A 12,488-nucleotide genomic window follows, 5' to 3' on the forward strand; every position below is an offset into this window, starting at 1 on the left:
ACTTGTCTCAAAACAATCGATTACAGTTTTCGGTAGAAGAATCCATTTATTTCAAAAGCGGACAGGAAGTCAGTGAGCTGCTGTCAATTTCTCTCGACCCTGACATTCTCGTTCAAGAAGTGAATGATTATGTTTCTATTAGAGGTTCACTCGAGCTAACAGGAGAATACAACATAAATCAAGAGGAGCTATTGGGTGAATTGAGTTCCTTTCCAACATACAGGGAAGCAGATGAGGTAAAGGTCAGAGAAGACGGAACGGCGGAGCTTTTGCATCAATTTCCAGTCGATATCACCATTCCGAAGAACAAAATTAGTCATTTAAATGATGTGTTTGTGTTTATTGATGCGTTTGATTACCAGCTGACAGAGAATCGTTTGCTCACCATTCAGGCTGATTTAGCCATTGAGGGCTTGTTAGACGAGGAAATGCCTCAAGCGCCTGTAGAGGAGCCGTATGAATTTGTCCATCGTTCTGAAGTGGATTATGGCGATATGGCTTACGATTATCAGTTGCAGCCAGAACATGAAGAACAAGAAGAGCTGCAAGGCGAAGAACGTGAGCATGATGAGAATCAGCCTGTATTCCAACATGACACGCGCGCGGAGCAAGAGGAACAGGAAGTGCAGGAAGTACAAGAAGAAGAGGAAGAAGAAATTGAGATAGAATTGGTGAACAGGGAAGTAGAGGAAGCGTCCGACGAACCTGAAGAATTAGAAGAACCTGAAGAGCCAGAACAGCCGGAACAACCAGAACAGCCGAATAATCAAGAAGAAGCTGTGGCGCTTGGTTATCGATCCATCCCTGAAGCTCAGGTGCAGGAACCGCCATTTTTTGAACCGCCAAAGCTATTAGAAGAAGAGGAGCGGGAAGAGCCGTTCTTTGAAGTGGAAGTAAGAAAAGATCCGGAAGCTGCTGAAGAGCAGGAAGAAACGGTACAGTCGTATCCGGCTTTTGAATCACCTGCTGATCAAGTGGAGCCTGAGCATGAGGCGCAAGATGATGAATATCAGCTCGGGCGGTTATATGAACGGGAAGCACCTAAAATATATGAGTCAGCTCAAGAAGAAGAGGAGCTTGAAGAAGACGTGAGAGAAACGTCTGGCAGTGAGAATTCTCTTTATTTAACAAAGCTGTTCGCTAAGCAGGAGGAGGAAGATTTTTCCCGCATGAAAATATGTATAGTTCAGCAAGAAGATACGGTCGATCGTATTTGTGAGAGATATCAGTTGAATGTGCAGCAGCTTCTTCGCACAAACTCATTATCGATTGATGCAGAGCTTGAGGAAGGGCAGATTCTTTATATTCCTGAATATCAAAAAAGCAATGCATAGCAAGCGATGACTGACCGAGAAAATGTGGTGAGTGAACGTGGATGAAATCCAATCTGTCTTATACGAATACGGACTTGAGGCTGAATATATTGAACCTGTCAGTCCTGCTGTCATCAAGGTATATACAAAGCAGGGTGTATTTGCTCTAAAGCGAGTAAAAGCCAGCCGGCATATGCAATTTACAGAACAAATGCTTGAACTGGAATCAAAGGGCTATCGCTCCTTTGTGCCGATTTATCGGACGACGAGCGGTTCCTTTTTCTCAAGTCATCGGGAAAGCCAGTATGCATACTATCTGATGCCGTGGCTGACGAATGAAAAGAGAGAAGAGCAGGACGATAAGCACGAATATTTATTTCAAGAGATTGCAAGACTTCATAAGCGGACTGAAGTCATGATGGATATCACAGAACAAGAGATAGAAGCACATTACACACAAATCAAGACCAAATGGGAAACAGAGAAAGACATGTATGAACGATTCATAGAGCGGGCAGAACAAACGTGGTATATGTCGCCATTTGAGCTGGCCGCTGCTATGTATTTTTCAGAGGCGATGTCTGCCAGTGAATTTGCGCTTGAACGTTTAGAAGATTGGCATGAAGAAATGAAAGACAAAGAGACAACGCGTGTTGTGCTAAATCATGGGCAGCTATCGATCCATCACTTTTTGTATAATGATGTAGGGACAGGACATTTCACCAATTTCGAGCGGTCTAAAAAAGCCTCCCCCATTTATGATCTTCTGACTTTTTACTTTCGGACTTTCAAAACCTATCCTACGTCTTGTCCTGAATGCACTTCTTTGTTTTATACGTATCAAAAAGGAAACCCTCTTCGGGAGGAAGAACTGCATTTGTTCCTAAGCTACCTCGCTTATCCGCAAGGGCTGTTTGATACAGTAAAAGCCTATGAAGCAGGCGGGCAGGATGAAATGGAAAGCTGCCAGCAGCTGTTAAGAGCGTATTGGCAGATGAAAAATTCTGAGCCGACCGTCATGAAAATTCACGAAATTGAGCAGGCTAGACGGCTTGAAGAAGAACAAAGTGCCTCGTCATCGGCGGAATGACGAGGTTATGCTTCGTTGGCTTTATATGGGCGGGTACATAATGATGAGTTTTTAAAACCAATCAAGATGAAAGGCACAGGCGAGAAAAATAAGAATACCTAGAATGAGGACGTCAAATGTCGTAGGGAAAATGATCGTACGAAATCCTTGAAATATAGCAATCGGGAGAACGACTTGGGAAGCAACTGCCCGAATTTGTCTCAGCCAGGGGGGAAGTGTGTAAGGATTGATCTTCTTCAAATCAAACGCCCTCCTTCTTCATTTTGTTATTATCATATGGGCAAAAGGGCGAAGGGTGCCTGCCCAATTTGTATAAAGAAGAAGAAAAGCGGAAAAGATGATTGACGAAAACAAAAGGCATTTAGTAATATTAATAAAAGATGAGTATGTGCTGATGAACGTGATATATCGTAAGCGTGGATCAGGAAGAGTACGAGCAAGACCCTAAAGAGAGGGAAGCCAAGAGCTGAAAGGTTTCCTAGGATGTACTTGTTTGGAAGGTCGCCTGTGAGCTTAATTTCTTGAATGAACAAGTAGAGAAATTCGGGAGAACCCCGTTATCCTTTAGAGTGTATGGGACACGTGTATGTGTCTCGTGAAAAAAGGTGGTACCGCGAAAAAGCTTTTTCGTCCTTTTATAAGGATGGAAAGGCTTTTTTTATGTTTCATCAGCCGAAAAAATGTGGAGGTTACACAAATGGAAACAAATAATCAAGAAATGCCAACAAAGTACGATCCAAATGCGATTGAAAAAGACCGCTATACGTACTGGCTTGAAGGGAAATTCTTCGAAGCACAAAATGACAAAACGAAAGATCCATATACAGTCGTCATTCCTCCACCAAACGTGACAGGAAAACTGCACCTTGGGCATGCATGGGATTCTACACTACAAGACATCGTGACACGTATGAAACGGATGCAGGGCTATGACGTTCTTTGGCTTCCAGGTATGGACCATGCCGGTATTGCGACTCAAGCAAAAGTCGAGGCAAAGCTTCGCGAAGAAGGCGTAAGCCGGTATGACCTTGGCCGGGAGAAATTTGTGGAAGAAACGTGGAAGTGGAAAGAAGAATATGCAGATTTTATTCGCAGCCAGTGGGCGAAAATGGGTCTTGGGCTCGATTACTCCCGTGAACGTTTTACTTTAGATGAAGGTCTGAATAAAGCCGTTCGCCAAGTGTTTGTTCAATTGTATGAAAAAGGGCTTATTTATCGCGGAGAGTACATCATTAACTGGGATCCAGCAACGAAAACGGCACTTTCTGATATTGAAGTGATTTATAAGGATGTTCAAGGTGCGTTTTATCACTTGAGATATCCGCTTTCAGATGGAACAGGTTCAATTGAAATTGCGACAACAAGACCTGAAACTATGCTGGGGGATACAGCCGTAGCCGTACACCCTGATGACGAACGCTATCAGCATTTGATTGGAAAAACAGTGGTTTTACCAATTACAGGCCGTGAAATCCCAATCGTCGGTGATGACTATGTCGATATGGAGTTTGGTTCAGGTGCTGTGAAAATTACACCTGCTCATGATCCGAATGACTTTGAGCTTGGAAACCGCCATGGGCTTGAGCGTATTCTTGTCATGAATGAAGATGGCACAATGAATGCGAATGCCCTGAAATACAAAGGAATGGACCGTTTCGAATGCCGCAAACAGCTTGTGAAGGATTTACAAGAGGAAGGCATTTTGTTCAAAATTGAAGACCACATGCATTCAGTTGGTCATAGTGAGCGAAGTGGAGCTGTCGTTGAACCGTATTTATCGACACAATGGTTTGTGAAAATGCAGCCGCTGGCAGACGAAGCCATTCATCTGCAAAAAGGGGACGACCAAGTTCAATTTGTTCCAGACCGATTTGAGAAGACATATTTACATTGGATGGAAAATATCCGTGACTGGTGTATTTCTCGTCAGCTATGGTGGGGACACCGCATTCCAGCTTGGTATCATAAAGAAACGAAAGAAGTATACGTTGGACTTGAAGCGCCAGAAGATATTGAGAACTGGGAACAGGATAACGATGTACTTGATACATGGTTTAGTTCAGCGCTGTGGCCGTTTTCTACAATGGGCTGGCCAGATGCAGACAGTGAAGACTTCAAGCGCTACTACCCAACCAATCTGCTTGTAACAGGCTATGACATCATTTTCTTCTGGGTATCCCGCATGATCTTCCAAGGTCTTGAATTCACAGGAGAAAAACCGTTTAAAGATGTCCTCATTCATGGGCTCATCCGCGACGAACAAGGACGTAAAATGAGTAAGTCGCTTGGCAACGGAATTGATCCAATGGAGGTCATCGACAAATACGGTGCGGATTCATTAAGATATTTCTTAGCGACTGGAAGCTCACCAGGTCAGGATCTTCGTTTTAGCTTTGAAAAGGTTGAATCCACTTGGAACTTTGCGAACAAAATTTGGAACGCATCCCGTTTTGCTTTAATGAATATGGATGGTTTAACGTATGATGAGCTTGATTTATCAGGAGAAAAATCAGTTGCTGATCAATGGATTTTAACACGCTTAAATGAAACAATTGAAAGTGTCACACAGCTTGCTGACAAGTATGAATTCGGTGAAGTGGGCAGACATTTATACAACTTCATTTGGGATGATTTCTGTGATTGGTACATTGAAATGGCGAAGCTTCCACTTTATGGTGAAGACGAAGCAGCAAAGAAAACGACTCGTTCGATCCTTGCGTATGTATTAGATCAAACAATGAGACTTTTACATCCGTTTATGCCGTTCTTAACAGAAGAAATCTGGCAACATCTACCGCATGAAGGTGAGTCTATTACTGTAGCGGCATGGCCTGAAGTGAAGCCGGAGCTTTCCAACGAACAAGCTTCTGCTGATATGAAGCTGCTTGTTGAACTCATTCGTTCTGTTCGTAACATTCGCAGTGAAGTGAACACGCCAATGAGCAAACAAGTTGAGCTTTACATTAAAGCATCTACGTCTGATGTTCAGGAACGTTTAGAGAAAAATCGTTCATATATTGAGCGATTCACGAACCCAAGTGTTCTTGAAATTGGTACAGATGTCCCAGCTAGTGAAAAAGCGATGACGGCTGTCATTTCTGGAGCAGAACTCATTCTGCCGCTTGAAGGCTTAATCAACTTAGATGAAGAAATTGCTCGTCTGCAAAAAGAGCTTGATAAACTGACAAAAGAAGTGGAACGAGTTCAGAAAAAGCTTGGCAATGAAGGCTTTATGAAAAAAGCGCCTGAAAGTGTCGTAGAAGAAGAGCGTGCGAAAGAACGTGATTATGTCGCAAAACGCGAAGCTGTTCAAAAGCGTATTGAAGAGCTGAAAGCATAAGAGTGAAAAGACGGCTCCTAATGAAATGGAGTCGTCTTTTTTGAAAATTTCGTATGAAATGAGAGATGACATTGTTTACAAACTACCATGAAGCAATTGAGTGGATTCACAGCAGACTGGCCTTTGGCGTAAAACCGGGTCTTGAACGAATGAAATGGCTGATGAACAGACTAGGAAATCCGGAACAAAGCATAAAAGCAGTACATGTTGCAGGTACAAATGGCAAAGGATCAACCATTGCGTTTACACGTTCTGTTTTACAGGGAGCCGGCTATTCAGTCGGAACCTTCACCTCTCCGTTTATACTAACGTTCAATGAAAGAATCAGCGTGAACGGAGCGCCTATAGAGGATGAAGAATGGCTGAGTTTGGTGAATGAAATCAAGCCTCTTGTTGATGAATTAGATCAAACAGAGCTTGGCGCAGCAACAGAATTTGAAATCATTACAGCATGTGCATTTGCTTATTTTGCTCATGTGCACCAAGTAGACTTTGTCCTCTTGGAAACAGGGCTTGGCGGAAGGCTTGATTCTACAAATATTGCTGTGCCAATCTTAACAGCGATTACGTCGATTGGTCATGATCATATGGCCATTTTAGGTGACACACTTGAACAGATTGCAGCTGAAAAAGCGGGTATTATCAAAGAGGGTATTCCAATGATTACGGCAGTCCACCAGCCAGAAGCTCTTGCTGTCATTCAAAACACAGCAAAAGAAAAGAATGCCGAATATATTTCCTTACAAGATACTTGCAGCTTTGATGAGCAGCAGCCGACAGAAACAGGTGAACGTTTCACGTTACGCACATCAAAAAGGCAGTATCCTCAGCTTGAAACAGGATTAATTGGAACGCATCAAAGGCAAAATGCTTCCCTTGCTGTTTTACTCATTGAATGGCTGGAGCAAGAAGGCTATATTAGCGTGACAAAAGAGCAAATATATGAAGGTATTCGGCAGGCAGTTTGGGCTGGGAGGTTTGAAAAGGTCAAAGATCATCCTCCAGTGTATTTAGACGGCGCACATAATGAAGAAGGGATCGACCGTTTAATTGAAACCGTACAAGCTCATTTTTCTAGTAAAGAGGTGCATATATGTTTTAGTGCTTTAAAAGATAAGCCGTACAAGAAAATGATTCAAAAGCTTGAAGCTGTCAGTTCTTCTATTCATTTTGTTTCATTTGATTTTCCAAGAGCCGAATCAGCTGAAAAGCTTTATGTGTGCAGTCAATTAGACGCAAAGTCGTATGATGATGACCCTCGTACAGTGCTTGAGTTCATTCAGAAAAAAAGTGATGATCCTTCAGCGGTGATTCTTGTGACTGGCTCTCTTTATTTTATTTCAGATATACGAAATCGTATTTTAAGGTAATCAAAAGACGCAATTGCTTTTATGCAATGTGCGTCTTTTTCTTTTGAAATGTAAAAGAGCGGGTTTACTAGGTACTCAAGTTGCAGCGTTGATGACGGGAATGAATTCTATATGGAGTGAACATATTTTATTCGATGCCCATCCTTTCTTATTCCCTCTATGATGATATATGAGATATTTTTAATCAAATTTCACTTCAAGTAATGACTGCTACTTTTTATGATGGATTATTTTGGGTTTAATGTAACTGTATAGTACAATGGATAAAAAGGTGCATCGCGTAGTATTAATTTATAAATTAACAGATTGTAATTTAATTTTAAAACGCTTTCCCTCAATTTTCACCTGAAAGGAGGAATAACTTGTTTATTATCAGTGGAGTACTTCTTTCTTTTATGTTATTAATAGTTGTTTTAATAGTTGTCATCCTTTTTAAACGAATTATTTTAAGGAAAAGCATAGGTGTTTACTATACTCCCTTTGACAATATTACTGGAAACACCAGTATTGAATTTCATGAAGAGCAAAATGAAGAAGAGAATGAAGACGATCAAGGTAATGATAAAAATAATGGAAAAAATTCTATAAACTATTAAATAAATTATTATTTAATAGTGATGGAAGTGTTGTTGAGATAATATATGGTGTTAATTTTAGTGCTCTTCTTACAAAATGAGCGTAAAAATAATTGCTTATACAAGATATCCGAAATCGTATTTTAAGGTAAGCAAAAGACGCAATTTCTTCTATGCAATGTGCGTCTTTTTTCTTTTGAAATGTAAATGAGAGGGGAAATCACATTTTCATTAGGTGTTCAAGGTGAATCGCTATGGTAAAATCCGGTCTATCTTATTCTCGGAAGGGGTCACGATATATGATAGGCATTTTTGTGTTTCTTGCGGGCGTCACCATGGGGTCATTCTTTCATCTAGTCGGTGAAAGGCTGCCACTGAAGCGGTCTATTCTTTTTCCTCGTTCTCACTGCACAGCCTGTAAACAGCCGCTTTCCTTGTGCGAGATGATTCCGCTAGTTTCGTATGCATTATTGAGGGGAACTTGTAAACATTGCGGCACTCGGCTGCCAATGCTATCTCCACTGATTGAGCTGCTGTCAGGCAGTCTTTTTTTGCTCATGTATAGAATCGCTGGTATTTCGTTTGAAGGTCTTTTTCTTGTGATTCTTTGTAGTTTATTTGTGATTGCTGTCGTGAGCGATCTCCTTTATATGAGGGTGCCAAACGAGCTGTTTCTCTTCTTTTTCCCTCTTTTCGTCATATACCGCACGCTTGAACCTCTTCTTATTTGGTGGGAAGGAGCGGCTTCGCTTCTTTTTTGCTTTCTCTTGTTTTATAGTTTAGATCGTTTCAAGCCAAATAGCATGGGTGGAGCTGATATGAAGCTGTTCGGTGTGCTTGCATTTTGCTTTGGCTTAAAGCCATTCCTTCTCATTCTTTTTCTCTCGTGTATCGCTGGAATCGTCTATGCGAAGGTTTTTTCTTTTCGATTAGATGAGCCATTTCCCTTTGTTCCTGCGATCTCTTTTTCTTTTTGGCTGTATCTCTATGGCGCTCATGTCATGCTCCCGTTGGCCGGGTCGATCGGTTGAAAAAATTGGCGAACACTTTTTTTCCGTGCCGACAAAAGTCTTGTTCTTTTTTTTATCCGCTATGTTAAAGTGTGAAACAGAAAGAAGGACGGGTTATATTCGCGCTGATTCATTGGACAAAAAGGTCTTTCTTACAAACAATGTCAGAAAGCGGGGAATGACAGTGAAAAAAAGGCAGGCAAAAAAACAAGGGTTAAAAGTCAATATTAATGGCAAAGAAGAAATGCTTCATGAAGATGACCACCAGCCGCCAAAACAGCAAGAGGATGATCAAGTGACGTTTTCGAATTGGGAGGAAAAAAGGCAGTCAGAACAGGAGACAGCTGCTTCCGAGGAAGAACCGGCTAAACCGAAAGAAGAAGACTTCCAGTGGGATGACGCAGCTGATCATATTTATCATTCTGACCCAAAGGTCGTCACACCTTATCAAAAGAAAAAAGGCTCCTTTGACCAGAAGTTCGGTAAAAACCGCGGCCCGTTTAAGAGAGTGATGACAACGATTGTGTTTGCAGTGGTTCTTGGGACAGGCCTTGGTGTGTTTGCACTTAGCTTAAGTCAAGATGGTACTCAGAATCCATCAGGGGGAGATATCAGCGTTTCAGCGTCCGGAAATCAATCATCAATGAAAGCGGGCGGGGATGCGCCCCCAGCAGATACTGCTGATGAATCAAAAGAGAATAAGGATGAAAAAAGCGCCTCTGGCAGCTTTTCAACCTATGTCGTACAGGCTGGAAAGTTTTCCTCTGAAAAAGGAGCAGATGAATTAGTTGGCAGTTTAAAAGAAGCAGGATATGCGGGGAAAAAGGTCTCGATGGATGATGGCTATTATGTCATTGCCGGGCTTGCGACAGAACAGGGCATGACAAGTGCTGTTGGGAAGAAGCTGATTGATCAGCACTTTGAGGCGTGGGGAGGCAAGGAGCTCTCATTTCAAGTACCGGAGGAGCTGACTAGTTTAATAGAAAAGGCATCTGTTTTATCCTCTAAGGTCATTGCAGGGGATGATGTGGATCAAAAGGACGTTGCGCAGCTAATCTCTGAGCTTGAAAGTGCTAAAACAACGGACGCACCAGCTAAAAGCAGTTTGCTGAAAGCGGTGCAGCTATTAAATGAACCTACTGCTGAAAACGGGTGGAAATCTCAGCAGGCATTGCTTGATCAATTAAATACGTAAAATCATATTTTAAGAAACCAAACTAGTCAAAAAATGACTAGTTTTTTTCTTTTGCATCCAACATAATGATGAAGGAACATGAAAAATGAATTTTCGTAAATTGTCGGTAAGATGTACATTTGATAGGATGAATGGGTATCTTACTTCTTAGGCTAAACCCTGAAAGGATGAACAAACATGAACCAATTGATTCTCGCATCTCAATCCCCTAGAAGAAAAGAATTGCTTGATCTAGCAGGGTTTTCTTATGACATTCAAGCAAGTCAATTAAAAGAAGAAATAAATCGAAACTTTTCTCCTGCAGAGAACGTCCAATGGTTGGCAGAACAAAAAGCAAGTGATATTCAAATATTATATCCCGAAGCTGTGATTATTGGTGCAGATACGATTGTTGCAATTGACGGCAAATGTCTTGGGAAACCAAAAGACAAGGAAGAAGCGGCCTCAATGCTTCAATTATTGTCAGGAAAGACACATCAAGTCTTGACGGGTGTCACGATTCAGTCAGAGAATAGAAAAGAAACATTTTATGAACAGACAGAAGTGACGTTTTGGACACTTACGCAAAATGAAATAGAACGCTATATCGAAACGGGAGAACCGCTTGATAAAGCGGGAAGCTATGGCATTCAAGGAAAAGGCGCACTGTTTGTTCAAAAAATAGATGGTGATTATTTTTCCGTTGTAGGTCTCCCTATTGCCAAAACAGTTAGAGTGCTCGAAACATTTGGAATCACCCCTTTTTGATGACAGGAAGGAATCTAAAAGGAGTGGGCATCATGAACGATTTCCCTATGTTGCTAAAGCATTTTCCTCAAGATGAAAAGCCGAGAGAACGATTGATCAAATATGGTCCCGGCAGTCTGTCAAACCATGAACTTGTTGCGATTCTTTTAAGGACAGGCACAAAAAAGGAATCAGTTCTTCAAATTTCTGCAAGACTTCTGCAAACATTTGGCGGTCTTCGCACTATAAGAGAAGCCTCAATTGAAGAAATGTCGAAGATTCGAGGAGTTGGAAAGGCGAAGGCGGTCTCTCTTTTAGCTGCTTTAGAACTCGGCACTAGATTACACCATCAAACGACGGACAACCGCTATGTGATCCGCACACCAGAGGATGGGGCAAACTTTGTGATGGAAGATATGAGGTTTTTACAACAGGAAAATTTCGTTTGTCTTTATCTCAATACTAAAAATCAAGTCCTTCATAAACATACCGTGTTTATTGGAAGTTTGAACTCATCCATCGTTCACCCGCGTGAAATTTTCAAAGAGGCCTTTAAACGGTCCGCTGCTTCATTTATATGTGTGCACAACCATCCATCTGGAGATCCGACGCCGAGCAGGGAAGATATTGAAGTCACACAGCGACTTTTTGAATGTGGAAAGCTGATTGGAATACAGCTGCTTGATCATCTTGTCATAGGTGATCAAAAATTTGTGAGTTTGAAGGAAAAAGGGTATTTGTAACACTTTTTTTTTCAATGTTTTACGATATAATAGAGTTTATGAGTTTTTCCCTAAGGGAATTTTGGTTTAAGAAAGGAAGATACATACATATGTTTGGAATTGGTACAAAAGACCTTGGAATAGATCTTGGCACAGCGAATACGCTTGTTTTTATTAAAGGAAAAGGCATTGTTGTAAGAGAACCTTCGGTCGTAGCCTTGGAAACAGATACGAAGTCTATAGTGGCAGTCGGAAATGATGCTAGAAACATGATTGGCCGTACACCTGGTAATGTTGTGGCACTACGCCCAATGAAAGACGGTGTCATTGCAGATTACGAGACGACAGCAACAATGATGAAATATTACATTAATCAAGCATTAAAAGGCAAAGGGCTTTTTGCTCGTAAACCTTACGTCATGGTATGTGTACCATCTGGTATTACAGCTGTAGAAGAGCGTGCAGTCATTGATGCAACAAGACAAGCTGGTGCACGTGACGCATACCCTATTGAAGAACCATTTGCTGCGGCAATCGGTGCTAACCTTCCTGTATGGGAACCAACAGGAAGTATGGTTGTGGATATTGGCGGCGGTACAACAGAAGTAGCGATTATTTCTCTTGGCGGCATTGTGACATCACAATCAATCCGTGTGGCAGGAGATGAGATGGATGATGCGATCAGCAGCTACATCCGTAAAACGTATAATCTAATGATCGGTGATCGTACATCAGAAGCGATTAAAATGGAAATCGGTTCTGCGCAGCCTGACGTACATGATGAGATGGACATTCGCGGACGTGACCTTTTAACAGGTCTGCCAAAAACAATCTCTATTACGGCAGAAGAGATTGCAAAAGCGCTTCGCGATACGGTGGAAACAATTGTCGATGCAGTGAAAATGACTCTTGAAAAAACCCCGCCTGAGCTCGCAGCAGATATTATGGACCGCGGAATTGTTTTAACAGGAGGCGGTGCACTGCTGCGTAATCTTGACAAAGTCATTAGCGATGAAACGAAAATGCCAGTCATTATTGCAGAAGACCCGCTTGACTGTGTGGCAATCGGGACAGGGAAAGCACTAGAACATATTCATTTGTTCAAAGGAAAATCAAAAGATAATCGATAATCGGGCGTAATTAAAGA

Annotated in this window: 11 protein-coding genes and 1 other annotated feature; of the genes, 10 read left to right on the top strand and 1 reads right to left on the bottom strand. The window is 41.7% G+C overall.

Annotation, left to right across the window (positions count from 1 at the left end; genetic code table 11):
- The first annotated feature begins 2 nt into the window (after positions 1–2).
- Both JJ692_RS08510 and ysxE read left to right on the top strand, forming a co-directional pair.
- Entirely contained in the window at positions 3–1,334 is a 1,332-nt protein-coding gene (locus JJ692_RS08510; RefSeq protein WP_206534412.1) for a LysM peptidoglycan-binding domain-containing protein, read from the top strand.
- Positions 1,335–1,371: 37 nt separating this feature from the next.
- Positions 1,372–2,403, top strand: a complete 1,032-nt coding sequence (ysxE, locus tag JJ692_RS08515; protein WP_034621137.1) for a spore coat protein YsxE — start codon at positions 1,372–1,374, stop codon at positions 2,401–2,403.
- A 51-nt stretch (positions 2,404–2,454) separates the two neighbouring features.
- Here ysxE and JJ692_RS08520 read toward each other — a convergent pair whose 3' ends face one another.
- Positions 2,455–2,643 carry a hypothetical protein gene (locus JJ692_RS08520; protein ID WP_003216497.1) on the bottom strand — a complete coding sequence of 63 codons (189 nt, stop codon included), beginning with the start codon at positions 2,641–2,643 and terminating at the stop codon, positions 2,455–2,457.
- Between the two features lie 168 nt (positions 2,644–2,811).
- Positions 2,812–3,041, top strand: a binding site (T-box leader).
- Between the two features lie 59 nt (positions 3,042–3,100).
- On the opposite strand from JJ692_RS08520, the gene JJ692_RS08525 reads away from it, so the two are divergent.
- From JJ692_RS08525 to JJ692_RS08560, 8 genes are all read left to right on the top strand, one after another.
- Positions 3,101–5,743 (top strand): valine--tRNA ligase, encoded by a 2,643-nt coding sequence (locus JJ692_RS08525; protein ID WP_206534413.1) that lies wholly within the window; start codon positions 3,101–3,103, stop codon positions 5,741–5,743.
- A gap of 65 nt (positions 5,744–5,808) precedes the next feature.
- The gene (locus JJ692_RS08530; RefSeq protein ID WP_206534414.1) at positions 5,809–7,113 is read left to right on the top strand and encodes a bifunctional folylpolyglutamate synthase/dihydrofolate synthase; all 1,305 of its coding nucleotides are present in this window, start codon (positions 5,809–5,811) and stop codon (positions 7,111–7,113) included.
- Between the two features lie 362 nt (positions 7,114–7,475).
- The gene (locus tag JJ692_RS08535; RefSeq protein WP_374756284.1) at positions 7,476–7,709 is read left to right on the top strand and encodes a DUF3951 domain-containing protein; all 234 of its coding nucleotides are present in this window, start codon (positions 7,476–7,478) and stop codon (positions 7,707–7,709) included.
- A gap of 278 nt (positions 7,710–7,987) precedes the next feature.
- A complete protein-coding gene (locus JJ692_RS08540; protein ID WP_206534415.1) occupies positions 7,988–8,719 on the top strand; it encodes a prepilin peptidase in 732 nt (243 codons plus the stop codon).
- Positions 8,720–8,876: 157 nt separating this feature from the next.
- Positions 8,877–9,893: an SPOR domain-containing protein gene (locus tag JJ692_RS08545; protein WP_029706176.1), complete on the top strand. Its 1,017-nt coding sequence runs from the start codon at positions 8,877–8,879 to the stop codon at positions 9,891–9,893.
- Between the two features lie 177 nt (positions 9,894–10,070).
- Entirely contained in the window at positions 10,071–10,640 is a 570-nt protein-coding gene (locus JJ692_RS08550; RefSeq protein WP_103131882.1) for a Maf family protein, read from the top strand.
- Between the two features lie 47 nt (positions 10,641–10,687).
- Entirely contained in the window at positions 10,688–11,362 is a 675-nt protein-coding gene (radC, locus tag JJ692_RS08555) for a RadC family protein (RefSeq protein ID WP_029706175.1), read from the top strand.
- Between the two features lie 89 nt (positions 11,363–11,451).
- Positions 11,452–12,471, top strand: a complete 1,020-nt coding sequence (locus tag JJ692_RS08560; protein WP_007501538.1) for a rod shape-determining protein — start codon at positions 11,452–11,454, stop codon at positions 12,469–12,471.
- Positions 12,472–12,488 lie beyond the last annotated feature (17 nt).

Source organism: Bacillus sp. 3a, from assembly GCF_017161885.1.
GTDB classification, from domain to species: domain Bacteria; phylum Bacillota; class Bacilli; order Bacillales; family Bacillaceae; genus Bacillus; species Bacillus safensis.

Bases quoted from the DNA above. Each gene is read 5' to 3' on its own strand.
- JJ692_RS08560 (WP_007501538.1), top strand. From the start codon at position 11,452: ATGTTTGGAATTGGTACAAAAGACCTTGGAATAGATCTTGGCACAGCG.
- JJ692_RS08540 (WP_206534415.1), top strand. From the start codon at position 7,988: ATGATAGGCATTTTTGTGTTTCTTGCGGGCGTCACCATGGGGTCATTC.
- JJ692_RS08525 (WP_206534413.1), top strand. From the start codon at position 3,101: ATGGAAACAAATAATCAAGAAATGCCAACAAAGTACGATCCAAATGCG.
- JJ692_RS08545 (WP_029706176.1), top strand. From the start codon at position 8,877: ATGACAGTGAAAAAAAGGCAGGCAAAAAAACAAGGGTTAAAAGTCAAT.
- JJ692_RS08530 (WP_206534414.1), top strand. From the start codon at position 5,809: ATGACATTGTTTACAAACTACCATGAAGCAATTGAGTGGATTCACAGC.
- radC (WP_029706175.1), top strand. From the start codon at position 10,688: ATGTTGCTAAAGCATTTTCCTCAAGATGAAAAGCCGAGAGAACGATTG.
- JJ692_RS08550 (WP_103131882.1), top strand. From the start codon at position 10,071: ATGAACCAATTGATTCTCGCATCTCAATCCCCTAGAAGAAAAGAATTG.